This is a genomic window from Oceanobacillus sp. CF4.6 (genome assembly GCF_051262635.1).
GTDB lineage: Bacteria > Bacillota > Bacilli > Bacillales > Amphibacillaceae > Oceanobacillus.
Genome location: NZ_JBIMEX010000003.1, coordinates 13,407 through 39,777, shown reverse-complemented (window position 1 = coordinate 39,777; position 26,371 = coordinate 13,407). Strand labels below are relative to the sequence as shown.

Genomic DNA, 26,371 nt, shown 5'->3' with positions numbered 1-26,371 from the left:
GGTGTGAGAGTGTTATTGGGCAAGAAAGAGTAGTTATCGCGCAACTTTGGTATGGTATTGCACAAGAAAGAGTAGTTATCGCGCGACTTTGGTATGGGAACGCGCAAGAAAGAGTAGTTATCGCGTGACTTTGGTATGGGATCGCACAAGAAAGAGTAGTTATCGCGCGACTTTGGTATCGGATCGCGCAAGAAAGAGTAGTTATCGCGCGACTTTGATATAGGATCGCGCAAGAAAGAGTAGTTATCGCACGAGAATGAATGTTTATCGCGCAACTTCATCGTTGTCTCAGCACCCACCCATGTCAACCCCACCAAGTCACTTCATTTGCTAAACACCACACCATCAAATAGGATATACTATTGGTTGTATAACTTAGGAGATGACATTATGAATCAAGTATTTGAAAATAAATGGTCCGTTATTGGTATTGCGATTTTCTGTTCCTTGTTATGGGGGAGCGCATTTCCGGTTCTGAAAATAAGCTATGAAGAACTGCAAATGGCACCGGATGACACGATTGCGAAGGTTGTCTTTGCGGGATTGCGTTTCCTTCTCGCCGGCTTAATTGTGCTGGTTGGGTTGTTGCTTACGAGTCCGCGGCATTTGAAGGTGACGCGTCGGCAGATTCTTGTCTTAGTAATCCTTGGTATTGTGCAAACGTCACTGCAATATTTTTTCTTTTACAATGGACTGGCAAAAGTATCTGGAATGCAAGGTGCAATCCTGTCGTCCAGCGGTACTTTTTTCACCGTTCTTATCGCGCATTATTTTTATAAAAATGACAAGATGAATTGGAATAAAACGATTGGCCTAGTTGCTGGGTTTACAGGAATTATCGTAGCGAACTGGGGGCAGTCGTTTGAATTGAGCTTCCAACTAACGGGTGAAGGTTATATGATATTGGCTGCACTGACAGGAGCGATGGGGACGATTATGGCGAAGGAACTTGCCATGGGAATCCATCCATTTGCGTTAACAGGTTGGCAGCTAACGATTGGTGCTGCAATCTTGCTCGTCATCGGTCTTCCGCAGTTGGAGGAGAATGCGATTATCTTCAATCCGCTTGGTACGGGGCTATTCATCTATTCCGCAATCCTTTCCGCGGTCGCTTTTGCACTCTGGTATTCGCTGCTCAAATACAACAAAGCTGGCGAAATCAGCATGTATAAATTTGTCGTACCTGTTGCCGGAACAGTTTTATCTGCGTTGTTTATCCCAGGGGAAGAAATGAATTTATTTATCATCGGATCGATCGCACTCGTAGCAGTCGGAATTGTAGCGATTAACTCGAAGCATGGGGATGGTTCTTCTGCTTCCTCAAGGAATTAATTATTAACTTTTTGTGTTGGAAGCTTGGGGACGGTTCTCTTGCTTCCTTGTATCGGGGCGGGGAAGATGATTTATACATAGCAGTGTTGTGCGAAATTTAGCGAAAGACGCGCGGTAACCTACCAAAGTTGTGCAATATGACCCGAAAGGCGCGCGATACCCTTCGAAAGTTGCGCAATATGACCCGAAAGTCGCGCGATACCCTTCGAAAGTTGCGCAATATGACCCGAAAGTCGCGCGATACCCTTCGAAAGTTGCGCAATATGACCCGAAAGTCGCGCGATACCCTTCGAAAGTTGCGCAATATGACCCGAAAGCCGCGCGATAACCTACGAAAGTTGCGCAATATGACAGAAAGTCGTGCGATAACCTACGAAAGTTGCGCAATATGACCCGAAAGCCGCGCGGTAACCTACAATAGTTGCGCAACTTCACCTAAAAGTCGCGCACAAACTATTCAAAGTCTACAAAATCCACCACCGTAGAGGAAGCGCGGGAACCCGCTTCCAAAAGGAGAAATAAAAGTTCAACCTCAACTCAATTGTACTTTAGTTTGATAATAACATTGACCAGGATCTCTTGATAGAGGTCCTTTTTGTCTAAAAAAAATAAAAGGCAATTGACATCTAAATGGACACCGGTTTTTCTAAGTAAAATTTCCATTGTCATTTATTCAATATGCACCTCAAAACGGAACCCTTCAGTGTAAAAACTCAGAGCGTTTCTGCTTAATGCCTTATTTAACAAAAGCCCCATTAGTTGAAATGTGTATTAGCATTCGCCCCTTGCAACAATCGTAATAATAAAAGTAATAATGATTCCACTAATTATAGATAGCACAGGAGAACCAGCCATATAAAAAAATAATAAAAGCAATTCTCCAACTCACCTCATCCTATGATATCATCTGTCCAAGTTCTCGAATACATCGAAGCAGCAATCAAATAAATAACAAAGAACGGTGCGCGATATATTAGACTGCTATTTGGCGTGCTATATTCTGTTTTTGTACTCTTAAAACGAAACCGTTAGATGAATACTGTGCGTTTCTAAGTACAAGAAATATACAACCCCGCTCGAAGTTCCCGCGATACTCGTATAAATCACGGTGTGAACTGTCTACTACCCGGTATATTGTCGTTTATTGTCGAAAATGGAAGCATGAGAACCGTCCCCGTGCTTCCAAGAAGTATGTTCCAATTTTACCATTTTTATGTAATAATTAGTTATAAAGAAGGGTGTATTTGCAATTTTCATGAATTGGAGGAGAAGGGATGAAGTTTTGTAAAGAATGCGGGTCTTCCTTAAAAGAAGATGCCTTATTTTGTAAGGAATGTGGAAACCCCGTTGTTGCTGCAAGTGAAAGTAAGTTAATAGAACAGAAGGAATCAGCACCAGAACCACAATTAGTACCGAAACAACCAATGTCGAAGAAAACGAAGATGATGTGGATATCGATAGGCGCAGTGGTTGTATTATTTTTTGGACTACATACATTTATGAATACATTATTATCGAAAGAACGTTTAATTGATGGTTTTCAAACCGCACTGATAGAGGGAAATGCTGAAGAAATCGCTGATTATCTAACATCCAATGATAAGCAGCTAGAGATTGATAAGGATGCAGTAGCAGGTCTGCTCCGTTATTTCGAAGAGCATCCGGATGAAATCAATCCGCTTGTTACTAGTTTAAACGAACAATCGCAATTGCTCGATCAATCGAATCATGCTATGGCAGTTGATTCATGGAGTGAGAGTAATCTCATAAAGTTACAGCCGGATAGTAAGTTGTTATTTTACGATCGGTATAGCCTAGTAATTGAACCTGTCTATCTGACGGTAGAAACAAATTATAAGGATACGGTTTTATCTATTGATGAAGAAGAGATAGGTACTGCAGATAGCCCTGATTACTCAAGTACATTCGGTCCTTATGTTCCTGGTTATCATTCCGTGAAGGCTGCATGGAGCACTGATTTTATTGATTTGGAAAAAGAAGAGAAAATTCTTCTAATGCCGGAAAATGGTACGGAATCCATTGGAATGTACTTGGAAGCGGATCAAGTGACTGTACAGATGCCAGCTACGGACGGGAATGCAAAATTATTTATTAACGGTAATGATGTTGGGATAAATCTCTATGAGAATCCTACATTTGGCCCTGTGTTAACCGACGGGTCGATGACACTCGCTGTAGAAGTTGAATTGCCTTGGGGAACAGTAAAAATGGATGAACAACCAATTGAAAGTGACTATGTGGAACTCAATATGATGAATGAAGAATTGCAGACTGTGCTTATGGATACAGCAAATGAGTATAATCAGCAAATGATTCAAGCAGTGACATCTGTTGATAGTAGCGAATTAAATGTGGCAACAAAATCACTTCAAGATAGTACCTTGGAGGAAGCAACTTATGCGATGGAAAATGGTCAAGCTCTAGAAATAGAGTACCTTGGATCTGTTTATGATCTGGATTCCATTCGCTTATATAAGGAAGAAGATAGTTGGACAGCTGGAATGTCATTGGATTTAACAGGTAACTTTACCAGCTATGATATCGATTATCCCGAGTATGCGGATACAGAGGAAAGTTGGTCTATGGAATATGAGTTGCAATACGATGAAAAAGCTGAGGGGTGGCTTGTAAGCTCACATGAAAGCGGCTGGGGCATGGATAGTGAAAATGTTAAGGAATATACTGTCGACGAGCCAGTCATCCATAAGTCTAATTGGATTGATGAAAATATTGCAAGTGCAACTACAACTGTAGAAGGCTCTGATGCCGGAGAGTTCGTGCTTCAATTTCGGGATGCATATGAGAATTCATTGAATTCAAAGGATTTTAGTTTGATAGAGTCTTATTTGAAAGTGGATAGTCACGCATATGATGAATTAGAGGAATATGTCGGTAATTTAAAAGATACTGCCTATACATATGAATTCACGGCGAATGAAGTGATGGATACAAAGGAAATCGATGATAGCACAATAGAAGTAACTACAAATGAAATTTTCGTCTTTACGAATCATTTGGATGAGCAGATTGATTATGATCGGAATAAGGTTTACAACGTTACTATAACGGATGGCGGTTATAAAATTACAAAAATTGATTATGTAGAAACAAATAGAGACTGATAAAAGAGGAGAATGAAAATGAATAAATGTCCCAAATGTAATCATGAACAAGATTCAGGGAAGTTTTGTGAATTATGCGGAACAACAATGGCTAGTGACGTGCCGGCGGGTGATCAAGTCAAACAAGAAACTGCTGCATCTGTAGCATCGAATGTGCCAATCCAGCAATCGAATATAGATGTGAAAACCGCTTTAAAAGACTTTGGAGCGTATTTTATGCGTTTGTTGAAAAATCCTTCAGAAGCATTGTCTTCTAATGAGAACTTATTCCTAAATGGATTAATTAATATTGCTATCTACGTCATTGCATTAGCGATCGGCCTTTATCTCTTGATTAATTCTGTATCAAAAGCAGCAATGGGTTTTGGTAGTATGCTAGGAAGTGATATGAACGTCACGGTTCCTTTCTTTGCCATTGTATTCCGCGTCATTTTCATTACATTATTATTTGTAGCTATTGCTTGGGTGAGTACACTTGCGATGAGTAAATTAGGAAAGAGTACCGTTACAAGTAAAGAATTAATTGCACAATTTGGTGGGTTGTTAACCCCATTTATCGCGATCAATATATTAGGTATATTAGCAGGGTTGGCTGGATCTATTCCTACTACATTAACCTTAATGTCACTTTCCTTATTCTTTGTAACATTTATGCTTCCGGTAATTCTTGTTTCAGAAAAAGTAAAAAACACATCAAATCAAAAAGTGTATCTATCGCTTGGCTCCTCCGCCCTAGCAATGTTTATATCTTATATCATCATCAGAAGTTTCGTATTCGGGATATTAGAAGACCTTGATAGATTAACCAGCTTCCTATAGAACGGAAGCATGGGGACGGTTCTTCTGCTTCCGTTTCAAAATAATGGAAGCAAGAGAACCGTCCCCGTGCTTCCGAAAAGTGAACCCGACTGGGATTGTGGTATCCTGGTCGGGTTTGATTTTGAGGTATTATATTTTTAGTAGACTTTTTCTTAGGAGTATATGGGATTTATTTTTTACTTCATTCCCATTGTATTTTTAATTCGATGTATGTCTACTTTATTTGCCCACGTGTCTTCACGGATAAGCTCTTGATTGGTAGAGACGAGACTGATTTCCTCTTTTAATGCACCAAATTCTTTCGCGTTGCCAATCTTCATTCCATCCATCTCTGCCTTCAGATGTTCTTGTCCAGACCGAAGCGCTGCTAATAGTTGACCATGTTCTTTGAGTTGAGTTCCATGTTCCTTAAACTGAGCACTGTGTTCATCATGCTTTTTACTATGCTCTTTAAGAATACGACCATGCTCATCCAAGGAACCCATAATCTTCTCAAGCATTTCAATAATCTGATCTTCCTTTTCCATGTCATTCACCTCCCGCTTCTGATAGTTCTAATATAGCATACATCCGTCCAAACATAAATTGACATATTTCCTGCAAAAAAGCCTAAAAATGTGCGAAAAAGGAAAAAAACTTCTTTCGATAAATTGAAATTTAATTTTCCAAAGACTCTGGGACAATTTCGGCTTCGTTTCATTTAACAAATTGAAATTTTAGCAAATTGATAAATCGAACCCAACGCTTATAATATATGTAAAAAGGAGTGCGTGAAAATGAGTAAACGTCCAAAACCTCTTATTCTTCAAAAATACGAAGCCCTCACACCGAGAATCCCCAAAAACTTCCCACGGTTGGCCGAGATTCAATATGAATTAGCAAAATCTCATAAAGGCTATATCGGGGAAATGAAAGTTGATTATTACTTGTCCGTGCTCGCCCAGAGATACACCATACTCCCAGATGTTTGCTTAAAGGTAAACGGTCAAACCTTCCAGATAGACAATCTTCTAATCACAGACCACGCGATTTACCTCATCGAAGTGAAAAACTACAATGGCAAAATTATCTTTAACACCATCCTATCAATTCACTCGCGACGACGGTGAAAAGGAAACGGGTTTTCATCACCCCATCACACAGGTCGAATTCCAACAAATCAAATTACAAAACTGGCTCCAGGATAGAAGTCTGCCTAACCTTCCAATTTACCCATTAATCGCAATTAGTAATCCAGAAACGATCATTGAAGTTATAGGTGATCAGGAAGATATCGCTAAAGTGGTAGCGCGCGGAGAGCATATTCCTAAGAAAATAATGGAGATGGAGCAAGAACTGACGGACCGGTCGCCAATGCCTCATCAAAAACTTGGATATGAAATACAGAGAGAACGTATCGATTTTGATAAAGATATTATGGCCAAGCATGGGGTGAAGGTGAGCGATCTAATGCCGGGGGTGCAGTGTCCGGAATGTGGATGGTTGGGGATGGAGCGGATATACGCAAACTGGCTGTGTCCACGCTGTAATAAACAATCCAAGCATGCACATAAAAGAACATTATCTGATTACTTATTATGTTCAGGAAATGCAATATCGAACAAAGAATGCATGCGCTTTTTGAAAATTAATTCAAGAAGCCTAGCTACAAGAATACTGCAATCCAGTAACCTCGCATATCAAAAGGAGCATAAAATATGGATCAAGCTGAAATGAAGAGGGGAGGTAGTCGCGCGAGATCTTTGGCCGAAGTTGAGCAATAAAGCCTGGAAGTCGCGCAATCCCGGTCCGAAGTTGCGCAATAAAGCCGGGAAATCGCGCGATCCCCGTTGGAAGTTGCGCAATAAAGCTATGAAGTCGCGCGATCCACCGCCGAAGTTGAGCAATATAGCCATGAAGTCGCGCGATCTCCCGCCGAAGTTGCGCAATAAAGGCATGAAGTCGCGCGATCTCCCACCGAAGTTGCGCAATAAAGCCATGAAGTCGCGCAATCTCCGCCGAAGTTGCGCAATAAAGGCATGAAGTCGCGCGATCTCCCGTCGAAGTTGCGCAATAAAGCCATGAAGTCGCGCGATCTCCCACCGAAGTTGCGCAATAAAGCCATGAAGTCGCGCAATCTCCGCCGAAGTTGCGCAATAAAGCCATGAAGTCGCGCGATCCCCGTCCGAAGTTGAGCAATAAAGCCCGGAAGTCGCGCGATCTCCCGCCGAAGTTGAGCATTACCTCCCGAAAGTCGCGCGCACCCTGTCCCAAGTTGAGCAACAAGCTCGGGAGGTGTGCAATCTCCCCAAAGTAGCTGCAACAAGAAATTAATATTCACAAAAGGATGTGGTAAAATAATGGCAACAATTACTGTTTTTGAAGATGTTTCAGATTATAAAGCTATACAACCAGATCAGGATGGGTTATGGAAAAAACTAATTGGGGAATTATTCGAAGCGTTTATCCAGTTTTTTGCTCCAGGTCTGTATGAAGAAATTGATTTTACGATAGAGCCCGAATTTCTGCAGCAAGAGCTTTTTAAAGAAGTAATAATTGAAAAGAAAGGGAGGGTTAATGCGGATCAAATTGTGAAGGTATTTATGAAAAATGGTAAGGAAAGGTGGATTTTGGTTCATGTGGAAGTCCAGGGAATAGCGGGGAAGGAATTTTCACAGCGGATGTTCAAGTACTTTTATAAAATTTACGATAAATTTAACCGGGAAATTTATGCTATTGCCTTAATAACAGATGCAGAACAGTCGAGTAAATCTAATCGATTTAGTTATTCATTTTTTGGCACAGAACTTGAATATGCATATAATATGTACGAATTCCATGGGAAAGATATCGAACAATTGGAGCAATCATCAAACCCATTTGCTGCAGCAGTGTTAGCTGGCATTTATGCGAGTAAAACGAAAAATGAGTCACATAAACGTTACCTTTTTAAACGGAAATTAATGATTGAAATTCTACAGAAATTTAGTTCGCAACATGAAAATACCCGCACATATCTTACTAGTTTATTCTACTTCATCGATTATCTACTCCACGTTCCAGACGAATTAAAAAAGAAATTAAGTGAAGATATCAGACCATTAATAGGAAAGGAGGCGTCTCACACGATGCGTGCAGAAAAGGAGAAACTACCACCCACTATAGCTGAGTTATTTGCTGATGCTAAAGATGAGGGATTAGTAAAAGGAAGAGAAGAAGGAAGAGAGAAAGGCAGAGAAGAAGGAAGAGATGAGGGGCGAGAAGAAACGAAAAAGATGCTTGCACAAGAGTTAATCCGTGAAGATTTCTCGGATGAGCATATTGCAAAATTAACGAAATTAGGAATAGAAGAAGTAGTGAGGCTAAGAAAATCATTACAGTGAGTAGTTCATTAATAGAAAAACATCCTCCTACTAAGTAGTTTATTCCGCAACATCGATTATCTACTCCACGTTCCAAACGAGTTAAAAAAGAAATTAAGCATTAATAGGAAAGGAGGCGTCGCACACGATGCGAGCTGAAAAAGAGAAACTACCACCAACAATAGCTGAGTTATTTGCTGATGCAAAAGATGAGGGATTAGTAAAAGGAAGAGAAGAAGGCCGAGATGAGGGTCGAAAAGAAACGAAAAAGATGCTTGCGCAAGAGTTAATACGTGAAGATTTCTCGGATGAGCATATTGCAAAGCTGATAAAATTAGATCTAAAAGAAATTATCAAAATAAGGAAGTCGTTGCGTTAATGTAGAAAAGGAACTCCGATTTGTCGGAGTTCCTTTATTAAAGTAATCTTTTGCAGAAACTAAAAGTCGCGCGATCCCCCGCCGAAGTTGCGCAATTAAGCCCGAAAGTCGCGCGATCCCCCGCCGAAGTTGCGCAATTAAGCCCGAAAGTCGCGCGATTCTCCGCCGAAGTTGCGCAATTAAGCCCGAAAGTCGCGCAATCCCCGTCCGAAGTTGAGCAATAAAGCTCGAAAGTCGCGCAATCCCCGCCCGAAGTTGAGCAATAACTCCCGAAAGTCGCGCGGTCTCCGTCCGAAGTTGAGCAATAATTCCCGAAAGTCGCGCAATCCCCCGCGAAGTCGCGCAATAAAGCCAGAAAACCACACAATCCCTAAGGTCTTTCCGATATAGCAAGTGTCAATCGATCAATAATAATCGCGATAAATACAATACTAATACCCGCTTCAAATCCCTTGGCAACATCAATTTGGTTTAGAGCTGTTAATACTTCTAAACCGAGGCCTTCCACACCGACCATGGAGGCGACGACAACCATGGCAAGTGCCATCATCGTTGTTTGGTTGACGCCAAGCATGATGGTAGGTAGTGCTTGTGGTAACTGTAGTTTTTTTAATAATTGCCATTTGGTCGCGCCAAATGATAAACCGGCTTCTACCATTTCTTTTGGAACGCCGCGGATTCCGAGGTTCGTCAGTCGGATAATCGGTGGCAATGCATAAATAATGGTAGATATGACACCTGGAACGAGCCCTAATCCGAAGAAAAAGATACCCGGAATGAGATAAACAAACGTTGGCATGGTTTGCATGGCGTCAAGTACCGGTTTGAAAAGGACTTCAAATCGTTTATTCAGTGCCATGACGATGCCGAGTGGTATCCCAATAATGACAGAGACGGCCACACTCGCCATGACCATCGTTAACGTGAACATCGTCATATCCCATAGACCAAAAGTACAAATCAATAGTAAAAATAACGTATACAGAATCCCTGATGACACCGATTTATATTGCCAAGCCAATAAAAATACCGTTAAAATAAAGTACCACCAAGGGACCCACGTGAGAAAGTCATTTAAATGAAGAAGCATCCATAAAAGTCCAGATGAAATCCCATCAAAGAAGCCACTCCAATGTACCGTCAGCCAATCAACAATATCGCTTATATAATTACCAAAATGGTAGGTTAGATTTTCTGGGTATTCAAACATATGTAAAGGTTGCTAGGTACAACCTCTCACCTCACTTTCTATTCTGTTTTATAGAGCTGATTTTACGTTCTTAGCAACATCACTCGGAACCCATTCTCTCCACAAATCCTCATGTTCGCTCAGCCACCACTGTGCAGCTTCCTTTGCGCTTGCATTATTTTCTTGCATGTATAGCAGCGCTTCCCCTGTTAATTCATTCGTTGTTTGATAGTTTCCGAGAAATTCAGTAATTTCTGGAGCCCGTTGGGGAAGATCTTTATGCGAAACAATATAGATTTGATTTTCCGGAAAGGCTGTTCCATAATTTTCATTCCAAATCTCTGGCTCATACTCGGGCTCGATTAAAAGCGTCATTTCATACTTACTCAAAATCCATGTTGGTGACCAGTAATAACCAACCCATGGCTCAAAATTCTTAAATGCCTTTTCGATGGATGCACTTGTTGCGCCTGCAGATCCAGGTGAAAAGTAATTATAATATTCATCAAGACCATATGTTTGAACCTTTTGCTTCATGATTTCCTGAGCAACGGAACCACTATGTCCACCAACAATTCTTCCTTTAGACGGATCTGCCGGATCTTGAAACAGCTCCGGATATTTTTTTAAGTCTTCAGCTGTTTTTAAATCCGGTGCCATCGGTTCAATCCCATTTTCTGGATCCCCTTCAATGACAAACGTCGGCACAAAAAAACCTTGCATATCTGTTGTGAAATTAGTCCCAAGTTCGACCACTTCGCCAGCTTCTTGCGCCTCCAAATAGGGTTCTTTGAGGTTGTTGAACCAAAGCTCCATATAAACATCGATTTCCCCTGTTCGAAGACCTGTAAATGTCGCAGCGGAAGAACCGTTCGTAACTTCAAAATTATAATGATAGCCGTTTTCAACAATGAATCCTGCTATTTCGTTATGTACGAGCAGACTATCCCACCCAGCATCAGCAAAGGTAATGGTTCCTTTACTTGGTTCACTATTTTCCGTTGACGCTGCACTGCTGTATATACCTAATCCGATCAAAAGGCATAACATAAATGACCAAATATATTTCCACTTATTTCTCATTTTCTCTCTCCTTTCTATTAGTAATTATATCTGTTTAATAGGTTTTATCAACCTGAAAAATTCATAGAAAAGGAATGATAGACTACAATCGCCTATCTTAAAACTGATAAAATTAAATTCTTAAATAATTATTAAGGTAAGGAAAACAGCCCCGAAAGTCGCGCGAACCCCGGCCGAAGTTGAGCAATAAAGCCAGAAAGTCGCGCAAACCCCCGGCCGAAGTCGCGCAATAACCCGCCCGAAGTCGCGCGATCGCCATCCGAAGTTGCGCGATCGCCATCCGAAGTTGCGCAATAAATCCGGAAAGTCGCGCAATCCCCATCCGAAGTTGAGCAATAACCTCCGGAAGTCGCGCGAACCCCGGCCGAAGTTGAGCAACCCCCGTCCAAAGTTGCGCAATAATCCCCGAAAGTCGCGCGGTCCACGTCCGAAGTTGAGCAATACCCCTCGAAAGTTGCGCGGTCCTCCTCCGAAGTCGCGCAACCCCGTGCTTCCCCACCCACACAAAAAAAAGAACCCCAGCCCTCGCTAGAGTTCCTTCCCACAAACCATTTATTTAATAAAACCGCTTAAAACTATCAAAATGACTCTTCCAATAAGAATTATCTAAGCTTGTAATCTGTACGCCGCCACTGGAGCCGGCTTGGATCATTTGGTTGTTTCCAATATAGATTCCCATATGAGAGATTCCTGCTTTATATGTACCTTCGAAGAATACGAGGTCTCCTACTTGTGGGGAGCCTACATAATATGAACGATCAAAGTATCCTTGTGCGGATGTGCGGCTGATGTCCATGCCGGCTTGTTTGTATGCGTAATAGATGAAACCACTGCAATCAAAACCGCTTGAAGTTGTGCCACCCCATACATATGGCGTGCCAATCTGGGCTTTTGCCACACTGATCAATTTGTCCACATTGTAATCCACATCTGCTGCAGGTGCTTTGGTCGCGCTGCTACTGGATACAGGCTTCGTAGTTGAAGCAGTGCCACCGATATTCAATTTCTGTCCAATCAAGATCAAATCGGATTTCAAGCTGTTCCATGATTTCAAGTTAGATACCGTTACGCCATTTTGTGATGCAATGCGAGATAACGTATCCCCGGATTTAACGATATAAACAGATGTGGAACCAACTGTACTTGAAGGCTTCTCAGTCGTCGTTGTAGGAGTGCTAGCAGTCGATCCGCCATCCTTACTTACAGAGAGTTTATTCCCTGGATAAATCAAAGTCGTATTCAAGTTATTCCATTTCATCAAGTTCGATAGAGAAATATTATGTTTCGAGGCGATGCCACTTAAGGTGTCCCCACTTTTAACTGTATAGGAAGTAGATGTATTAGTAGATATAGTAGTAGAATTAGAGTTTGTTCCTGACGTTGACACTGTACTGCGGTCTGTTTCAATGACCTGATTCGGGAAAATGATGTCAGATGTTAGACTATTGACGGATTTCAAAGCCGATACGCTTGTACTATGTTTCTGTGCGATAGACCAAAGTGAATCCCCACGTTGAACTTTATATGATGCTGCTTCTGCTTCGTCTACCGCAAAGAATGCTGATGCAATAGCTGCTGAGGCAGTAACCGACATAAATATTTTCTTATTCGTCACTTTTCTTTCCCCCTGTTGTCCAACTCCTGTAACCTAAGAAATACGCGTCCCAAAAACGAAGTCCGCAATTTCGAGCCGTTACCATCCTTGGAAATGTATCTCTGTTTATCCAAAATCTAACAGAAACTAACATTAGTATAGCTCCTCTATGTAAAAAATCATAGATTGATAGGACATTTGTAATCTCTTTGTAATATACATGCGTGTTTTAGTTCGCCAATATTCGCAATGCAGGTGCCTGTCACTTCCCGGATTTTGTCATTTTATGTCGGATGCAGTTCCCAACCCCCGCCGCCTTCAATCACTAAACCGAAGATCTACATCCTTCCAGAATCGATGAGAGTTAAATTTATTTTATTATTGTAAAGTGACTGTCTTCGACAAAAGGTAGCTGTGTTTTATGCTATTGTACAAGAGAACAAAATAAACATTCATGCAAGGCACAGGGGCTGTAAACGTCAGCACAAGGAAAGAAGGTCGAAGCAATAATGAAAATCACAATCGCAGGAACAGGCTATGTTGGATTATCAAATGCTATATTATTGGCTCAGCATCATGAAGTAACAGCTCTTGATATCATGCAAGAAAAAGTAGATATGATTAATAACAAAAAATCGCCAATCAGTGATAATGAAATCGAGGAATATTTGGCGAAGGAACTAAACTTGACTGCAACAACAGATAATTACAAAGCGTATAAAGATGCAGCGTACGTTATTATTTCTACACCAACAAATTATGATCCGGAAAAAAACTATTTTGATACTAGCACGGTTGAGGCTGTTATTGCTAATGTGCTATCGATTAATCCAGATGCGGTAATGGTAATCAAATCAACCGTTCCCGTCGGTTACACAGAAAAAATAAAAAAGAAATTTGCAACAAATAATCTTATTTTTTCACCTGAATTTTTACGGGAAGGGAGAGCTTTGTACGATAACTTATACCCTTCACGTATCATCGTTGGTGAACAATCAGATAGAGCTCAAGTATTCGCAGACTTGCTCGTTCAAGGAGCGATGAAGGAAGATATCCCTGTGTTGTATACAAACGCAACAGAAGCGGAAGCAATTAAATTATTCGCCAACACATACCTTGCCATGAGAGTAACATTTTTTAATGAGCTCGATTCTTATGCAGAGGTAAGAGGATTAGACAGTAAGCAAATTATCGATGGCGTGGGACTAGATCCACGAATTGGAGACCATTATAATAATCCTTCCTTTGGGTATGGTGGCTACTGTCTTCCTAAAGATACAAAACAGTTAGTAGCGAATTATTCGGACGTGCCTAATAATATAATGACGGCTGTTGTTGATGCGAACAGAACAAGAAAAGACCATATTACCGAAATGATTAGTAAGAAGAATCCTCACGTAGTAGGTATCTATCGACTTACGATGAAAATGGACTCTGATAACTTTAGACAATCAGCTATCCAAGGAGTGATGAAGCGTATTAAAGCGAAAGGTATTGAGGTTGTTGTATATGAGCCAACACTTCATGAGGAGATATTCTTCAATTCTAAAGTAATGAATGACTTTGAAGAATTTAAGCGCGTATCAGATGTGATCATCGCTAATCGATTATCTGATGATTTACGTGAAGTAACGGATAAGGTGTATACGAGGGATTTGTTTCGTAGGGATTAATGTGATGCAATAGATATCGTTTTCTGGGAATGCAGCTGCCTGACCCCCACCACGATCTCAAGCCGTTACCATCCTTGGCAATGTGTTTCTGTTTATCCAATACCTAACAGAAAATACCATTAGTATAGCTCCGATATCGAAAAAATTATAGATAGATAGGACATTTGGATTGAGTCAGGTACTTGTGGGAGTTTTATTAAAGTCCCTTATTTTGTATAGTTTAGACGTACTTTCCAGTTTCTCTATCCTGATAATAATTTCTTTTCAGTTCCACCTGCCCAAAGACAGATTCAAACTTTAATGTTCTTCTATCCTTTAAATAAAATCTACTCTTATCTCTCCCTGAAGCAATCGCATCATCTAATTCCAGCAGCGTTTGTGCCATCACTTGAGAAAAACTTTCCTGTAATGCACGGTATGTTATTTGTTCTAACTCTTTCTATAGTTGTTGTTTGTGGTGAACTATAACTATACAAATGAAGGTCCTCTTTTTCATCTTTAAACTACCGCGCTCCGCTTGCTAGACTCTTCTTTGTTCTCCTATAAAAATTTTACTCTAACGGACATTAGTAAACTTTTTGTAATATACCTATGAAAATCTTCTACAGTACCCCCATAAAAATATAGAATAATCGTAAATATTTCAAAAAAACATACTCTCTCAAACTTTAATATGATATAATTCCATATTGTAATGTCAAAAAGTAGTGAAATGATATATATAATTCTACAATCTTAGACAAACAAAAAATTATTGGGGGTACCGAAATGGAAGAAACGATTTCCCTGAAAGAGATTTTCGGGGTTGTGAAGAAGCGCTTATTAATGATATTAGCATTTGTGTTTGGCGCTGCGCTTGTCGCTGCAATTATAAGTTATTTTGTCTTAACACCTACCTATCAATCGAGCTCACAGTTTATTGTAAATCAAGAGCTGCAGGATCCAACTCAATATAATACAAACAATATACAAACAAACGTTCAAATGATTAATACGTATAACATCATAATTAAAAGTCCTGCCATCTTAGATGATGTTGTTGAAGAATTAAATCTACCTTATTCTTCTGCAGCCCTAGGAGAAAAGATTCAAGTTTCTAGTGCAGATAGTTCTCAGGTCGTTACGGTAACCGCAACAGACGAAAATCCTGCAACAGCTGTGGATATTGCCAATACGACTGTAGGAATCTTCCAGAACGAAATTCCTGAAATTATGAATGTAGATAACGTTAGTATTCTAAATGAAGCACAACTAAGCCCAAATCCATCGCCAGTTGCTCCGAATCCAATCCTGAACATTGCAATTGCAATTGTCTTAGGAGCGATGGTTGGTGTAGGGATCGCATTCTTACTCGAATACCTTGATAATACGATAACGACAGAAGATGATGTAGAGAATAAATTAGGATTGCCTATACTTGGTGTTATCTCGTGGGTAGAAGAAGAGGATATCAGAGGGAATCATTTCAATTTCCAATCAAGTCGTAAGCGAAGGAGTGGCTTTGATGGCGCGCAAGAAAAATCAATCTAGACCAGGCAATAAGATGAGAAATCTCATTACAAAGCTGAATCCGAAATCACCTGTTTCTGAACAATACCGTACGATTCGGACAAATATACAATATGCATCCGTAGATAATGATATAAAATCCTTACTTGTTACATCTTCCGGACCAAGTGAAGGGAAATCGACGACGATTGCAAACCTGGCAGTTGTTTATGCCCAAACAGGTAAAAGAGTACTTCTCATTGATGCGGATCTCAGGAAACCAACGGTACATTACACATTCCGCCTTGATAACTTAAGGGGACTTAGTAATATACTCGTTGGACAAAATACGTTGGATGAAACCGTTAATCGAACAGATGTTGATAATTTAGATGTCATCTCATGTGGACCAATCCCACCGAATCCATCTGAGTTATTGGCATCAAGAAAGATGGCTGAGTTCTTAAAGGAAGTAACCGCAGCGTATGATATTGTTATTTTCGATACACCGCCAGTATTAGCCGTGACGGATGCGCAGATTCTGGCTAACATTGTAGATGGAACTCTACTTGTTGTTCGTAGCAAGCATACCGATTTGGAAGCAGCCAATAAGGCGAAAGAAATATTGGAGCCGGCTCAAGCAAAATTACTGGGAACTGTTTTAAACGGGCGTGAGAAGAAAGCTTCTAATTATTATTACTATTATGGTACGAATTAGATTGTAAGAGCTCTCTGTGATTATCCGCAGAGAGTTTTTCATTTTTATGAATACTAAATTGGGGGAAATGTAAAATTTTGTTAAGATAAAAAATTGGATTATATTGTAGGAAACTAGTATGTCAAGTATAATAGAATTTAATTATATAACTATATTTTCAGAAATTGATTAATAGAGAGGTGTGATTGGCAATGATCGATATACATTCCCATATATTACCCGGGATAGACGATGGTGCAAAAACAGAAGAAGACAGCCTTGCAATGGCAAGAGAAGCAGTATCGCAAGGGATAACTACCATTATTGCAACCCCTCACAATAAAAATGGCAAATACGATAATGAGCGCGCATCGATTAAGAATAATGTTCAAATATTAAGCGAATTATTGGTGACAGAAGATATTCCGCTTACTGTAATTCCAGGTCAAGAAACCCGTATTAACGGTGAAATGATTGAGGATATAAAAAATGGGAAATTACTTTCTTTGAATCATACGAAATACCTTTTTGTTGAATTTCCCTCAGCTAATGTACCAAGGTACTCCAGTCAGATGCTGTTTGATATACAGGTAGCAGGCTATACTCCTATCATTGTTCACCCCGAGAGGAATCAGGAATTAATCGAGCATCCTTCCAGGCTCTATGAATTTGTAAAAAATGGTGCGCTTACACAAGTTACCGCAGCAAGTCTTGTCGGTAAATTCGGAAAAAATATTCAAAAGTTTTCACATCAACTCGTAGAAGCTAACCTTACACATTTTATCGCATCCGATGCACATAATACTACAACACGGGGATTTTGTATGGACGAGGCATTTCACGAATTAAAAAACGAATATGGCAGTGACTATTTTTATATGTTTTTGGAAAACAGCCAGCTGCTATTGGACAATATGAATGTGAATCGAATGGAACCGGCACAGGTTAAAAAGAAGAAGTTTCTCGGGCTTTTTTAGATGTATACGGGCAATCTGTGGGATGTACGTGTTCTTGTACATCCCTTACTATAAAATAGAGATAAAGAGAAAACGTTAGGGGAGCAGAGACAATACGTTTAAAAGGGGAAATTTAGTTGATTAATATAATCGTAGTAGATGATCAACGATTGTTTCGTGATGGGGTAGAAGCAATCATTGAGCGCACAGACGATATAAAAGTGATCGGGGCAGCACATAATGGAGAAATGGCTATCCAACAGATGGAGCAACTCAGGCCTGATGTCGTGCTAATGGATATTCATATGCCGGATATGGATGGAATACAAACGGCATATTATCTGAAGGAGAATTATCCGGAAGTAAAGGTCGTGTTCCTCACCACCAAGGCGGAAGAAGAACTGGTCATTTCGGCTATTAGTGTTGGGGCAGACGGTTTTTTAATCAAAGCACTTCATGCGGATCGGCTGATTGATACGATTCGAATGGCCCATGGTGGGGAAATTGTGTTTTCTGGTGATGTTGCTAGAATACTAGCAAGACGCATACGTAAACTAACGATGAGCAAGAAACAAATCTTCGCACTAGCAATGGAACGAATTGGTTACAACTTCACGAAGCGTGAGATTGAGATCGCATATTTATTAATGGGAAACTATTCGAATAACCAAATCGCTAACAAATTGTTTCTTGGTGAAGGCACAGTTAAAAATTATATTAGTGAGATTTATAATAAGCTGGAGATTCATAATCGAGCAAAGGCGATTGCCTTTTTTAAACGGATAGCAGAAGCAAATAAGGATTATTGACTATTTATTACTTTTTTTGTCGAAAGTCACTAATAACATGACTGCCTCTATAGTACTATGTGAATATATCTTTTTCACGGAGACTTTAGACCCTCTTTAATGGAGATGGATAGGCGGAGAAGAAGCATGATTAAACTTGCGTATATAAGTAGGATTCCCTTCTCCATTACGCTAACACAGCGGATGGAGGGCGAATCAGGCATAGAACTAATGGGACGTATTTATGTAACGAAAAATACCGTTGCAATTACCAAGGAATTGGACCCACAAGTTATTGTGATGGACACAGACTCCACACCTATAAATGATACCGTAGAAACGATTTTCCAAATCAAAGAGCTGATACCGGAAGTGAAGATCATCACACTAGTAAACACTTCTGAACCAAGTAATTTTTCCCATATCATTGAGGCGGGTGGAGATGGTATCATTGAAAAGCATTATAATCATCTTGCGGAAGTAATGGATGCCATTCGATCTGTACAGAATGCTCATTTTGCCATGCTGCAAACGCTGCACGAGGTACTTATTGAGCGATTGGTTGAGTTAAAGCATGATAACTACGACTTCTTTCATAAGCGGCTTGCTGCAAGTGGTGTGGAATTATCGGTAAAGGAAGCGGAAGTTGCCTATTACTTGAGGCGAAATCTGCGTAATCGGGAAATAGCGGAGTGTATGGGAATTACAGAAGGAACGGTTAAAGTACATATTAGTAATATTTATCGAAAACTTAACATCAAAGGTAGGAAAAATGTGGTAGAATATCTTAATAGAATTATGTCGAATAGTAGCAGTTCTGATAGAATACTGGAACCCATTTTTAAGAATGAGAACAACATGGAAAGGGGCTTTTGATACATGTCCTATCGTAAGAGACTACTATCGCTGATCACACTGGATTCGATTATTGTCAGTACGGCGATATTTATTGCGTTCTGGGTAATCTATCCATCCTATCCGAACGTTTTGCTTACAAATGAACTTATTATTAGCGCGGTTGCACTATTAATCTTTCATCATATCTTTGCGTTCATTTATAAGCTGTATAATAAGGTCTGGGCATATGCGAGTGTAGGCGAGCTCGTAACGATCGTAAAAGCGATCACCTTCTCGATCATCGCTACCGGTGTGGTACAGTTACTTGTAAATGGTGCAGTCTACAGAAGAGCATTGCTCATCACGTGGATGCTGCATATCATCTTAATTGGTGGATCCCGATTCATGTGGCGCATTTTCCGTGATCGATACATCAATAAGGATAGTACACAAAAACGGACATTGATCGTCGGTGCCGGTGCTGCTGGTGCAATGATTGCTCGTCAACTCCGAAATGAAAATAGTAACACCGATTTACGTCCGGTAGCATTTGTGGATGATGACATTAACAAACAAAAAATGCAGGTGTATAATCTGCCTGTAGCAGGTACAACATCCGAAATCGAAGAAGTTGCTACAAAGCTTGATATTGAGCATATTGTTATTGCGATTCCGTCCCTTCGTAATGGGCAACTGGAGAAAATTGTTGAACAATGTAATAAAACGAATGCAAAAGTACAAATGATTCCAAAAATCGAGGATCTCATGACAGGAAAAGTATCTGTCAGCCATCTGAAAAATGTGGAAGTAGAAGATCTGCTCGGTCGAGAGCCGGTCAAACTGGATATCGACATCATATCCGAGTATGTCACTGGGAATACTGTAATGGTTACTGGTGCAGGTGGATCGATTGGCTCCGAAATCTGCCGCCAACTCATGCGCTTCACTCCGAAGAAAATAGTACTCGTGGGACACGGGGAATACAGTATTTATAACATTGATATGGAACTAAAACGTGTCTATGGCGATACGGAAACAGAGATTATTCCGATAATCGGTGATGTGCAGGATCGTGAGCGCATATTTGGCCTCGTGGATCAGCATCAACCGGAAATTATTTACCATGCAGCAGCACATAAACATGTGCCATTAATGGAATATAACCCGCATGAAGCGGTGAAAAACAATATTATCGGTACGAAAAATGTCGCAGAAGCTGCCGATGCATTCGGTGTCAATAAGTTTGTCATGGTATCTACCGATAAAGCAGTCAACCCAACTAACGTCATGGGTGCATCAAAACGTGTTGCAGAAATGGTTGTTCAGGACCTGGCAAGCCGCAGCAAGACGAAATTTGTCGCCGTACGATTTGGTAATGTACTAGGAAGTCGTGGTAGTGTTATTCCACTCTTTAAAAAGCAGATTGAAAGAGGCGGGCCGGTTACGGTTACCCATCCGGATATGACGCGCTACTTTATGACGATTCCAGAAGCGTCTAGGCTTGTGATTCAGGCAGGAACACTTGCAAAAGGTGGAGAAATTTTCGTCCTGGATATGGGTGAGCCTGTGAAGATTGTTGACCTTGCGAGAAACCTGATTAAGCTTTCTGGCTATACGGAGGATGAGATTCCGATTGAGTTTGCCGGGATACGGCCTGGGGAGAAGATGTATGAGGAATTGCTTGGTGAAGGTGAAGTTCACCCGGATGCTGTTTATGAGAAGATTTATGTTGGGCGGACGGTTGAGGTGGATGCTGCGTTGTTGCTAAACCTTATTGAAAAATTTGATTGTTATGATGCTGTGCAACTTAAAGAAGAGTTGATGGGGATTGTTTTTGCGGAGCGGAGATTGATGGCGAAAGCATAATTAGGATACGTTAATCTTTATTATTTATGGGGGTACTTATATTGAAAACAATTAAAAGAGCAATCATCCCAGCAGCGGGTCTGGGTACTCGGTTCTTACCTGCGACAAAAGCAATGCCGAAAGAAATGTTGCCTATTGTTGATCGACCAACTATTGAATATATTGTTGAGGAAGCAATTGAGTCTGGGATAGAAGATATTATTATTGTTACGGGTAAAGGGAAACGTGCGATTGAAGATCATTTTGATCATAACTTTGAATTAGAAGACAACCTGATAAAGAAGGAAAAGTTTGAGTTGCTGGAAAAAGTAAACCAAGCATCCAATGTAGATATCCATTACATAAGGCAAAAAGAACCTAAAGGATTAGGACATGCCGTATGGTGTGCTCGTAAATTTATTGGCAATGAACCATTTGCCGTATTATTAGGTGATGATATTGTAAGGGCTGAGACACCATGTCTTAGACAGTTAATTCAACAATACGAAGAAACACAGAGTTCGGTTGTTGGTGTTCAACAAGTTCCAGACAATCAAACTCATCGTTATGGTATTGTAGATCCAAGTACGATTGAAGGCAGACGTTATCAAGTGAATAACTTTGTTGAAAAACCGAAACAAGGTACTGCTCCTTCTAATTTAGCTATAATGGGACGTTATGTGTTTACTCCGGAGATCTTTGATTTTCTTGATAGGCAACAGGTTGGTGCTGGTGGAGAGATTCAGTTGACGGATGCGATTCAGATGTTGAATGAGATTCAGAAGGTGTATGCATATGATTTTGAGGGTAAGCGGTATGATGTTGGGGAGAAGTTAGGGTTTGTGAAGACTACTATTGATTTTGCTTTGGAGAATCCGGAGATGAAGGATGAGTTGTATGAGTATCTTGTTCAAAAGATTAATGAGTTGAGAGCTAAGGTGAATTAAAAAGAGCTATTTCAGCCTCTGAGCATCCAAGAGGCTAATGGCTGTATTTTGAAACAATAATAAATAATATGTTAGTAGATTAGCAGTTAGTTGAAGTGAGAGAATATCTAATTTTAATTACTTTCTATTTTACTAATTAAAGTTTTAAGGGAGTTAATGAAATGTATCTGAGAATTAAAAGATTACTAGATATTATTTTGTCTTTGGCTGGAATGATTATATTGTCCCCTATAATAATGCTTCTTATTGTTGCGATAAAAATAGATTCAAGAGGTCCAGTTTTATTTAAGCAAAAACGTGTGGGTATTGATAAAAAGCATTTTAATATATTGAAATTCAGGACAATGAAAATTGATACACCGAAGGATACGCCAACTCATTTACTTGGTGATCCAGATCAGTATATTACGAGGGTAGGTAAATTCTTAAGAAAAACTTCTTTAGATGAGCTTCCGCAGATTTGGAATATTTTTGTTGGTGATATGAGTGTTATTGGTCCAAGGCCAGCTTTGTGGAATCAGTACGATTTAATTGCGGAACGTGATATGTATGGTGCTAATGATGTTTTGCCGGGTTTGACTGGTTGGGCTCAGATTAATGGAAGAGATGAGCTTCCTATTGATATAAAAGCAAGATTGGATGGAGAGTACATAAAGAAGATTGGTTTTTGGATGGATGTTAAGTGTTTTGTTGGAACAATCGTTAGTGTAGTGAAAAGTGATGGTGTTGTAGAAGGTGGAACGGGAATAACTACTAAGAAAGAAATTGCTAGTGATAAGGAGAAGATTGGTAAATGAAAAAGATTTTAATCACTGGTAAGAATAGTTATGTAGGGAATTCCTTTGAAACTTGGCTAGAGAACTATCCTGGTGAGTTTGAAGTAAACAAAATTAGTGTGAGAGATGATTCCTGGAAAGAGTATGATTTTGCTAAATATGATGTTGTGTTACATGTTGCGGGAATTGCACACCTTAAAGAAACAAAAGAAAATAAAGAGCAATACTATAAAGTGAACAGAGATTTAGCATATGAAATTGCAACAAAAGCAAAAAATGAGAATGTTAATCACTTTGTGTTTTTAAGTTCTATGAGTGTTTATGGTTTGGAGACAGGTGTCATAAAGAAAGAGACACAACCTGAGCCAAGAAGTAATTATGGGAAATCTAAACTTCAAGCAGAGCAACTTATTAAATCTTTAAAGCATGACAATTTTAAAGTTGCAGTATTACGTCCACCAATGATATACGGAGAAAATTGTAAAGGGAATTATCCCAAACTAGTAAAGGTTGCAAAGATAACTCCTATTTTTCCTGACTTCGGTAATAAAAGAAGTATGATATATATAGATAATTTATCTGCTTTTATAAAGATAATAATTGATAAAAATCAAGAAGGGACATATTTCCCGCAGAATAAAGATTATGTAAACATTACTGAATTAGTAAGCCATATTTCACAGGCTCATAATAGGAAAATTATAGCCACAAATTATTTGAACTGGCTAGTAAGAATTGGACTTTACTTGTCAGGGAATATTAGAAAGGTGTTCGGCACACTGATTTATGATGAAAAAATCTCAATAGATGAATTGAAATCTTTAAATGAAAAAGATTTTAATTATGAAACTATTTCATTTCAGGAATCTATATTAAAAACAGAAAAGGAATACAGGTGATAATTTATGGGGGAAAAGAAAGATTATAAGAATGTTTGGGTTTTTCATCACTATGCAACCCCGCCAACTATGAATGGTTTTACAAGACCATATAATTTCGCAATAAATATGCAAAATCAAGGTTATAAAACTACAGTTTTTGCGGCTTCTTATCTCCATTTTTCTGATGTTAACTTAATTCATGATAAAAAGTTATTTATTGAAGAGGATCATTCAGATGTTTCATTTGTATTTGTAAATACTCCATCCTCTGTGAAAAATACCTTAGCAAGAGTAAAGAATATGATTGCTTATTATAGAAAATTGTTTCTAGTAACAAAGGAAAACTCTAAAAAGCATGGGAGGCCTGATGCAATTATAGCCTCGTCTCCACATCCTTTATCTTTGCTTGCGGGAATTAGAATCGCGAAAAAATTTAATGTCCCTTGTATTTGTGAAATTCGAGATTTGTGGCCAGAAGCTATTTTTGCTTTTGGAAAGTCTAAAGAAAATAGTATTTTAGGAAAGATTTTAATAGCTGGAGAACATTGGCTTTATAAAAGAGCGGATGCTTTAATTTTTTTAAAAGAGGGAGATAAGGACTACCTCATAGAAAGAAATTGGACAATAGATCAGGGTGGTGAAATCGATTTAAGTAAGAGCCATTATATAAATAACGGAGTTGATATTCCCAGTTTTAATAGACAAATTGAAAATAACGCTTTACAAGATAATGACTTACATAGTGGTAAGTTTAATGTTGTTTATACAGGTGCGATACGTCCTGTTAATAATGTGGGAAATATTCTTGATACAGCGAAATTATTAAACGATAATGATAATATTCAATTTCTAATTTATGGTGATGGAAATCAATTAGATTACTTAAAGAAACGTGTTATTGAAGAGGGTTTAAGTAACGTTAAGATGAAAGGGTATGTAGATAAAAAGTATATGCCTTATGTATTAAGCAAATCATCAGTTAACATATTAAATTATTCTCAAACAAAATATAATTGGTCAAGGGGCAATAGCTCAAACAAGTTATTTGAGTATATGGCTTCAGGAAAGCCCATTATATCCACTGTGAAAATGGGCTACTCTATAATTGATAAATTTGACTGTGGTATTGAGTTAGAAGAAAGTAAACCTGAAGAATTGGCGCGTGCAATTTTAAAAATAAAATATATGTCCGAAGATCAGTATAACTCGTTAGGACAGAATGCTAGAGATGGAGCAAAAGAATACGAATATAAAAAATTAACGATGAAGTTAGTCGATGTAATAGAGAGTGTGGGCCTTAAGGGAAGTAGGTAAAGGAATTTATATTTAGTTTTACTAGTGTGAAGTTAATACCTTAAAGTTACAGATAAATCATTTTATACATTGAAATGGATTTTAAAGCATAAAGGATGTTAGGATATGAGAGTATGTATAATAAGGAATGCAGAAGCAGAAAGTAATGCTGGTATTTTTAGAATAATAGATGCCTTAATAGATTTAGAGATGAAACCATTTACACTTACAAGAAGTAGATTTAGTAATAGTAAAAGTGGTCAGTTTTCCTATAAACCATTTAAATACAAAGAGCAGACAATACCAAATTATGAAATGGAATTTAAAACAGGGTTTGGGAGGGGAGTAAGGAATCTTTTTCAACTTGTGTTTTATCAGTTATTTACATTACTTTGGTTATTGAAAAACAAAAATAAATTTGATGCTATACATGCATTTGATTTGGATTCAGGTTTACCTGCTTTAATATGTTCAATGTTTATGAAAAAAAAAATAATTTATCACATCGCAGACTTTTATGTTGATAGTAGACAAGGAATTCCTTCAGCTTTTAAAAAATATGTAAGGAAGCTAGAACATCTTGTTATATCAAAGGCTGATGCAACTGTTATCTGTACAGAAGAACGTAAGGAACAAATAAAGGGAAGTCACCCTAAAAAGTTATATGTTATCCATAATTCACCAGTCGAAAAATTTAAATTGAAAACTATTAGTGAAAATACTAAGAAAAATATAGAAGACGATTTAAGTACATTAACAATAGGTTATGTTGGAGGGTTGACTGAAACTCGCTTCATAAAGGAAGTGATAAGTTTCACTAAAAATAATCCTCATATAACTTTAAAAATTGCAGGTTTTGGTAATGAAGAAAAAATTATAAAAGAAGCGGCTGCCGATTATAACAATATTTTGTTCTATGGTCGAATTAGCTATGAAAATGCTTTAAAGTTATATTCTCAATGTGATGTGATGTTCGCAATTTATAATCCAATGGTACCGAATCATACATATTCAGCCCCTAACAAAGTTTATGAGGCTATGATGCTTGGTTTACCTATCATTGTAGCTAAGGGTACAGGTATAGATTCACTCGTTGAAAAAGAAAAAATAGGTTTTTCTATTAATTATAGTGAAGATGAATTCAGTAATACACTCAAATATTTAATAGATGATAAAAATTTGTTGAATCAATTTAAAGCAAATTCGAAAGAAGCTTTTAAAGAATATTCATGGACAAATATGAAAAAGAGAGTACAAGATATGTATATGAATTTGTAACCATGATTATTATGCTAGTTTTATAGTTGTGA

23 protein-coding genes and 1 pseudogene are annotated in these 26,371 nt (G+C 38.8%); 19 read left to right on the top strand and 5 right to left on the bottom strand.

Going from position 1 to position 26,371, the window contains the following annotated elements; translation table 11 throughout:
- Window positions 1-390 precede the first annotated feature (390 nt).
- From ACHABU_RS07135 to ACHABU_RS07125, 3 genes are all read left to right on the top strand, one after another.
- Window positions 391-1,332 carry a DMT family transporter gene (locus ACHABU_RS07135; protein WP_435763782.1) on the top strand — a complete coding sequence of 314 codons (942 nt, stop codon included), beginning with the start codon at window positions 391-393 and terminating at the stop codon, window positions 1,330-1,332.
- Between the two features lie 1,274 nt (window positions 1,333-2,606).
- The gene (locus ACHABU_RS07130) at window positions 2,607-4,475 is read left to right on the top strand and encodes a zinc ribbon domain-containing protein (RefSeq protein ID WP_435763780.1); all 1,869 of its coding nucleotides are present in this window, start codon (window positions 2,607-2,609) and stop codon (window positions 4,473-4,475) included.
- 18 nt (window positions 4,476-4,493) lie between these two features.
- Window positions 4,494-5,294, top strand: a complete 801-nt coding sequence (locus ACHABU_RS07125) for a hypothetical protein (protein WP_435763778.1) — start codon at window positions 4,494-4,496, stop codon at window positions 5,292-5,294.
- Window positions 5,295-5,470: 176 nt separating this feature from the next.
- On the opposite strand, the gene ACHABU_RS07120 is transcribed toward ACHABU_RS07125, so the two are convergent.
- Window positions 5,471-5,821, bottom strand: a complete 351-nt coding sequence (locus ACHABU_RS07120) for a hypothetical protein (RefSeq protein ID WP_435763776.1) — start codon at window positions 5,819-5,821, stop codon at window positions 5,471-5,473.
- Between the two features lie 249 nt (window positions 5,822-6,070).
- On the opposite strand from ACHABU_RS07120, the gene ACHABU_RS07115 reads away from it, so the two are divergent.
- The 4 genes from ACHABU_RS07115 (at window position 6,071) to ACHABU_RS07100 (ending at window position 9,014) form a co-directional block, all read left to right on the top strand.
- Window positions 6,071-6,403, top strand: coding sequence for a nuclease-related domain-containing protein (locus tag ACHABU_RS07115; protein ID WP_435763774.1), 333 nt, complete (start codon window positions 6,071-6,073; stop codon window positions 6,401-6,403).
- A complete protein-coding gene (locus ACHABU_RS07110; RefSeq protein WP_435763772.1) occupies window positions 6,351-7,010 on the top strand; it encodes a hypothetical protein in 660 nt (219 codons plus the stop codon). Before ACHABU_RS07115 ends, ACHABU_RS07110 begins: the two co-directional genes overlap by 53 nt.
- Before the next feature lie 623 nt (window positions 7,011-7,633).
- Complete coding sequence (locus ACHABU_RS07105) at window positions 7,634-8,656, top strand: hypothetical protein (RefSeq protein WP_435763770.1); 1,023 nt, start codon at window positions 7,634-7,636, stop codon at window positions 8,654-8,656.
- Window positions 8,657-8,783: 127 nt separating this feature from the next.
- Window positions 8,784-9,014 (top strand): hypothetical protein, encoded by a 231-nt coding sequence (locus ACHABU_RS07100; protein WP_435763768.1) that lies wholly within the window; start codon window positions 8,784-8,786, stop codon window positions 9,012-9,014.
- A gap of 370 nt (window positions 9,015-9,384) precedes the next feature.
- Here ACHABU_RS07100 and ACHABU_RS07095 read toward each other — a convergent pair whose 3' ends face one another.
- The 3 genes from ACHABU_RS07095 to ACHABU_RS07085 all read right to left on the bottom strand — a co-directional run bounded on the left by ACHABU_RS07095 (window position 9,385) and on the right by ACHABU_RS07085 (window position 12,901).
- On the bottom strand, window positions 9,385-10,224 hold the full coding sequence (locus tag ACHABU_RS07095) for an ABC transporter permease (RefSeq protein ID WP_435763766.1): 840 nt from the start codon (window positions 10,222-10,224) through the stop codon (window positions 9,385-9,387).
- A gap of 48 nt (window positions 10,225-10,272) precedes the next feature.
- A complete protein-coding gene (locus ACHABU_RS07090) occupies window positions 10,273-11,286 on the bottom strand; it encodes an ABC transporter substrate-binding protein (RefSeq protein ID WP_435763764.1) in 1,014 nt (337 codons plus the stop codon).
- A 556-nt stretch (window positions 11,287-11,842) separates the two neighbouring features.
- Window positions 11,843-12,901: a LysM peptidoglycan-binding domain-containing protein gene (locus ACHABU_RS07085; RefSeq protein WP_435763762.1), complete on the bottom strand. Its 1,059-nt coding sequence runs from the start codon at window positions 12,899-12,901 to the stop codon at window positions 11,843-11,845.
- Between the two features lie 488 nt (window positions 12,902-13,389).
- Between ACHABU_RS07085 and ACHABU_RS07080 the strand changes: the two genes are divergently transcribed.
- The gene (locus ACHABU_RS07080) at window positions 13,390-14,553 is read left to right on the top strand and encodes a nucleotide sugar dehydrogenase (RefSeq protein WP_435763760.1); all 1,164 of its coding nucleotides are present in this window, start codon (window positions 13,390-13,392) and stop codon (window positions 14,551-14,553) included.
- A 220-nt stretch (window positions 14,554-14,773) separates the two neighbouring features.
- Here the strand turns inward: ACHABU_RS07080 and ACHABU_RS07075 are convergent.
- Window positions 14,774-14,980, bottom strand: a pseudogene (locus ACHABU_RS07075) (UPF0236 family transposase-like protein); the annotation flags it as partial.
- Window positions 14,981-15,321: 341 nt separating this feature from the next.
- On the opposite strand from ACHABU_RS07075, the gene ACHABU_RS07070 reads away from it, so the two are divergent.
- From ACHABU_RS07070 to ACHABU_RS07020, 11 genes are all read left to right on the top strand, one after another.
- On the top strand, window positions 15,322-16,083 hold the full coding sequence (locus ACHABU_RS07070) for a YveK family protein (RefSeq protein ID WP_435763755.1): 762 nt from the start codon (window positions 15,322-15,324) through the stop codon (window positions 16,081-16,083).
- The gene (locus tag ACHABU_RS07065; RefSeq protein WP_435763753.1) at window positions 16,058-16,759 is read left to right on the top strand and encodes a CpsD/CapB family tyrosine-protein kinase; all 702 of its coding nucleotides are present in this window, start codon (window positions 16,058-16,060) and stop codon (window positions 16,757-16,759) included. The genes ACHABU_RS07070 and ACHABU_RS07065 overlap by 26 nt, the downstream gene beginning before the upstream one ends.
- A 191-nt stretch (window positions 16,760-16,950) precedes the next feature.
- A complete protein-coding gene (locus tag ACHABU_RS07060) occupies window positions 16,951-17,715 on the top strand; it encodes a tyrosine-protein phosphatase (protein WP_435763751.1) in 765 nt (254 codons plus the stop codon).
- A 116-nt stretch (window positions 17,716-17,831) separates the two neighbouring features.
- On the top strand, window positions 17,832-18,503 hold the full coding sequence (locus ACHABU_RS07055) for a response regulator (protein WP_435763749.1): 672 nt from the start codon (window positions 17,832-17,834) through the stop codon (window positions 18,501-18,503).
- A 126-nt stretch (window positions 18,504-18,629) separates the two neighbouring features.
- On the top strand, window positions 18,630-19,358 hold the full coding sequence (locus ACHABU_RS07050) for a DNA-binding response regulator (RefSeq protein WP_435763747.1): 729 nt from the start codon (window positions 18,630-18,632) through the stop codon (window positions 19,356-19,358).
- A gap of 3 nt (window positions 19,359-19,361) precedes the next feature.
- Window positions 19,362-21,185 (top strand): polysaccharide biosynthesis protein, encoded by a 1,824-nt coding sequence (locus ACHABU_RS07045; protein WP_435763745.1) that lies wholly within the window; start codon window positions 19,362-19,364, stop codon window positions 21,183-21,185.
- Window positions 21,186-21,211: 26 nt separating this feature from the next.
- Entirely contained in the window at window positions 21,212-22,111 is a 900-nt protein-coding gene (gene galU, locus ACHABU_RS07040; RefSeq protein ID WP_435763743.1) for a UTP--glucose-1-phosphate uridylyltransferase GalU, read from the top strand.
- A 161-nt stretch (window positions 22,112-22,272) separates the two neighbouring features.
- Window positions 22,273-22,908, top strand: coding sequence for a sugar transferase (locus ACHABU_RS07035; RefSeq protein WP_435763741.1), 636 nt, complete (start codon window positions 22,273-22,275; stop codon window positions 22,906-22,908).
- Entirely contained in the window at window positions 22,905-23,786 is an 882-nt protein-coding gene (locus ACHABU_RS07030; RefSeq protein WP_435763739.1) for an NAD-dependent epimerase/dehydratase family protein, read from the top strand. Before ACHABU_RS07035 ends, ACHABU_RS07030 begins: the two co-directional genes overlap by 4 nt.
- A gap of 6 nt (window positions 23,787-23,792) precedes the next feature.
- Window positions 23,793-25,082 carry a glycosyltransferase family 4 protein gene (locus ACHABU_RS07025; RefSeq protein WP_435763737.1) on the top strand — a complete coding sequence of 430 codons (1,290 nt, stop codon included), beginning with the start codon at window positions 23,793-23,795 and terminating at the stop codon, window positions 25,080-25,082.
- 105 nt (window positions 25,083-25,187) lie between these two features.
- Window positions 25,188-26,339, top strand: a complete 1,152-nt coding sequence (locus ACHABU_RS07020; protein ID WP_435763735.1) for a glycosyltransferase family 4 protein — start codon at window positions 25,188-25,190, stop codon at window positions 26,337-26,339.
- Window positions 26,340-26,371: the final 32 nt, after the last annotated feature.

Excerpts from the sequence above, each read along its gene's own strand:
- ACHABU_RS07135 (WP_435763782.1), top strand. The coding sequence starts at position 391 with ATGAATCAAGTATTTGAAAATAAATGGTCCGTTATTGGTATTGCGATT.
- ACHABU_RS07130 (WP_435763780.1), top strand. The coding sequence starts at position 2,607 with ATGAAGTTTTGTAAAGAATGCGGGTCTTCCTTAAAAGAAGATGCCTTA.
- ACHABU_RS07125 (WP_435763778.1), top strand. The coding sequence starts at position 4,494 with ATGAATAAATGTCCCAAATGTAATCATGAACAAGATTCAGGGAAGTTT.
- ACHABU_RS07120 (WP_435763776.1), bottom strand. The coding sequence starts at position 5,821 with ATGGAAAAGGAAGATCAGATTATTGAAATGCTTGAGAAGATTATGGGT.
- ACHABU_RS07115 (WP_435763774.1), top strand. The coding sequence starts at position 6,071 with ATGAGTAAACGTCCAAAACCTCTTATTCTTCAAAAATACGAAGCCCTC.
- ACHABU_RS07110 (WP_435763772.1), top strand. The coding sequence starts at position 6,351 with ATGGCAAAATTATCTTTAACACCATCCTATCAATTCACTCGCGACGAC.
- ACHABU_RS07105 (WP_435763770.1), top strand. The coding sequence starts at position 7,634 with ATGGCAACAATTACTGTTTTTGAAGATGTTTCAGATTATAAAGCTATA.
- ACHABU_RS07100 (WP_435763768.1), top strand. The coding sequence starts at position 8,784 with ATGCGAGCTGAAAAAGAGAAACTACCACCAACAATAGCTGAGTTATTT.
- ACHABU_RS07095 (WP_435763766.1), bottom strand. The coding sequence starts at position 10,224 with ATGTTTGAATACCCAGAAAATCTAACCTACCATTTTGGTAATTATATA.
- ACHABU_RS07090 (WP_435763764.1), bottom strand. The coding sequence starts at position 11,286 with ATGAGAAATAAGTGGAAATATATTTGGTCATTTATGTTATGCCTTTTG.
- ACHABU_RS07080 (WP_435763760.1), top strand. The coding sequence starts at position 13,390 with ATGAAAATCACAATCGCAGGAACAGGCTATGTTGGATTATCAAATGCT.
- ACHABU_RS07070 (WP_435763755.1), top strand. The coding sequence starts at position 15,322 with ATGGAAGAAACGATTTCCCTGAAAGAGATTTTCGGGGTTGTGAAGAAG.
- ACHABU_RS07065 (WP_435763753.1), top strand. The coding sequence starts at position 16,058 with ATGGCGCGCAAGAAAAATCAATCTAGACCAGGCAATAAGATGAGAAAT.
- ACHABU_RS07060 (WP_435763751.1), top strand. The coding sequence starts at position 16,951 with ATGATCGATATACATTCCCATATATTACCCGGGATAGACGATGGTGCA.
- ACHABU_RS07050 (WP_435763747.1), top strand. The coding sequence starts at position 18,630 with ATGATTAAACTTGCGTATATAAGTAGGATTCCCTTCTCCATTACGCTA.
- ACHABU_RS07045 (WP_435763745.1), top strand. The coding sequence starts at position 19,362 with ATGTCCTATCGTAAGAGACTACTATCGCTGATCACACTGGATTCGATT.
- galU (WP_435763743.1), top strand. The coding sequence starts at position 21,212 with ATGGGGGTACTTATATTGAAAACAATTAAAAGAGCAATCATCCCAGCA.
- ACHABU_RS07035 (WP_435763741.1), top strand. The coding sequence starts at position 22,273 with ATGTATCTGAGAATTAAAAGATTACTAGATATTATTTTGTCTTTGGCT.
- ACHABU_RS07030 (WP_435763739.1), top strand. The coding sequence starts at position 22,905 with ATGAAAAAGATTTTAATCACTGGTAAGAATAGTTATGTAGGGAATTCC.
- ACHABU_RS07025 (WP_435763737.1), top strand. The coding sequence starts at position 23,793 with ATGGGGGAAAAGAAAGATTATAAGAATGTTTGGGTTTTTCATCACTAT.
- ACHABU_RS07020 (WP_435763735.1), top strand. The coding sequence starts at position 25,188 with ATGAGAGTATGTATAATAAGGAATGCAGAAGCAGAAAGTAATGCTGGT.